Below are 1,728 nucleotides of genomic sequence, written 5' to 3'. Positions count from 1 at the left end.
TCGACACGGCCGAGGTGTACGGCCCCTACACGAGCGAGGAATGGGTCGGCGAGGCGCTCGAGCCCGTGCGCGACCAGGTCCAGATCGCGACGAAGTTCGGCTTCGGCGTCGAGGAAGGAAAGCCCACGGCCTTGAACAGCCGTCCGGATCACATCCGCCGCGCGGTCGAGGGGTCGCTCAGGCGTCTGCGCACCGATCACATCGACCTGCTCTATCAGCACCGCGTCGATCCGCAGGTGCCGATCGAGGACGTGGCAGGCACCGTCAGGGATCTCGTGCAGGAAGGCAAGGTTCTTCACTGGGGCCTCTCCGAGGCGAGCGCCCGCACGATCCGCCGGGCGCACGCGGTGCTGCCGCTCGCGGCCGTGCAGAGTGAGTACTCGCTTCTCTGGCGCGAGCCCGAGAAGAAGATCTTCCCCACGCTCGACGACATCGGCGTCGGCTTCGTGCCGTACTGCCCGCTCGGACGAGGGCTCCTCACCGGCGCGATCACGGCGCAGAGCCGCTTCACCAAGGGACGTCTCGCGAACCTGCCGCAGTTCCAGCCCGAGGCGCTCAGGAAGAACATGGCTCTGCCGCACCTCCTGCGCCAGTGGGCCGAGAGAAAGAACTGCACGATGAGCCAGTTCGCGCTCGCCTGGCTTCTCGCCCAGCGCACCTACATCGCCCCGATCCCCGGCACGACGAACCCGGCGCACCTCGACGACTTCCTCGGCGCCGAGAAGGTGACCTTCACGCTCGACGAACTCGACGAGTTCGAGGCCGCCTATGCGACTATCAAACTCGTCGGCCACCGGGCTGACCCCTTCACCGAGAGCCAGATCGACAAGTGAGTGAATACTCGCTCAGGTAAAGGCAAAGTGCTTCTCTGAGGTCAGACGGGCGGCGGTTTTCCGAGGAATCCGCCGCCCGACGTTCTTTCCGCATCAATCGGCCTGAATTGCATGAGTTGCCGCTGAAATGACTGAATCCACAGGCAATCTTTTCGAGGAGCTCTCGGACGCCGACCGCGCGCGTCTCGCCGGTGTCTCCGACATTCACATCCATGCCGCGCCGGACTCGAAGGCGAGGCTTCTCACTGAAACCGAGGTCGCGCGGGACGCCCGGGCCGCCGGCATGCTCGGCGTCCTCTTCAAGGGCAACGACTTCGCGACGCACGACCGGGCGTTTCTCATCGGGGCGGAGGTTCCCGGCATCGAGGTCGCGGGCGGCGTCGTGATGAACTGCTGCGTGGGCGAGCGTGTGAATCCCGAGGCCGTCCGCTTCGCGCTCATGACCACCGGCAGCCGCTGTCGGTCGGTGTGGATGCCGACGCTTGACGCGCTCTATACCGCCGGGGCAGGCATTTCGCCCCATTCGGGACGCCGGGCGATCCCGGTGCTCGACGACCGCGGCCGGGTGCTGCCGGAGGTCGAGGAGGTGATGCGGTTCTGCGCCGAATCGCAAGTGATCTTCGCCTCCGGTCACTCGTCGCCCGACGAGACGCTTATCCTCGCGCGACGGGCGCGTGAGCTCGGCGTCGCGAAGTTCGTCGCGACCCACGTCAACTCCTCGGTCTGGCGCAGGACGCTCCCGCAGATGAAGGCACTCCTCGAGGCGGGCGCCTGGCTCGAGCTCTCCGCGCTCGCGCTCCTCTGGGGACCGGGAACGGGGCTCCCGGGCTTCGAGCGGCAGAAGGGCGATGAGTTCGCCGCGATGGCCGCGCTCGCGCCGGAGCGGACCTTCATC

General features: G+C 67.1%; 2 protein-coding genes. Both read left to right on the top strand.

From position 1 onward, the window contains the following. Window positions 1–833: aldo/keto reductase (locus Q4F91_RS13490; RefSeq protein WP_303338250.1), on the top strand; the 833-nt coding region annotated here is incomplete at its 5' end. A 127-nt stretch (window positions 834–960) separates the two neighbouring features. Then, window positions 961–1,728, top strand: a 768-nt coding sequence (locus tag Q4F91_RS13485) for a DUF6282 family protein (RefSeq protein WP_303338249.1), incomplete at its 3' end; no start/stop codon positions are given.

The organism is Sutterella sp. (assembly GCF_030539355.1).
GTDB lineage: Bacteria > Pseudomonadota > Gammaproteobacteria > Burkholderiales > Burkholderiaceae_F > Sutterella.
This window is presented reverse-complemented; position numbering and strand designations above follow the sequence as displayed.